The following is a 389-nucleotide window of genomic DNA, read 5'->3' on the forward strand; positions in this document are numbered from 1 at the left end:
CCGCATCTCCCGCACCAACTGCCTCAGCCCTCAAAGCGTCCCCGCGATTGCCGATGCCGTACAAGCTTGGTGGGCGCGCGTCGTGCCGACTGTCGGCTGGGACTATGCCCCCAGTCCTCAGGCGGCCCGCCGCCCCTTTCAACTCCCGCCCGACCTGCCCACCTTCACCGGTCGCGAGAGCTACCTGAAAGACTTGGACACGCTGTTGCATCCTGGTGCTGGGCGCACCGTAAGCCTGGTGGGGCTGCGCGGGATGGCTGGCGTGGGCAAGTCGGCGCTGGCGGTGCACGCCGCCCACCGCTGGGGTGACCGCTTCCGCGACGGCGTCGTCTGGGTCGACCTGCGCCAGCGAGACGTGGCCACCGCACTGCGCCACATCGCCGCCACCT

1 protein-coding gene is annotated in these 389 nt (G+C 70.2%); it reads left to right on the top strand.

What is annotated here, in order from left to right; genetic code table 11:
* Window positions 1-193: 193 nt before the first annotated feature.
* The coding region (locus tag GTO19_RS22340) for a hypothetical protein (RefSeq protein ID WP_291025184.1) at window positions 194-389 on the top strand (196 nt) is incomplete at its 3' end.

Origin of the sequence: Hydrogenophaga sp., assembly GCF_011772445.1 — a bacterium.
Classification (GTDB): Bacteria; Pseudomonadota; Gammaproteobacteria; order Burkholderiales; family Burkholderiaceae_C; genus Hydrogenophaga.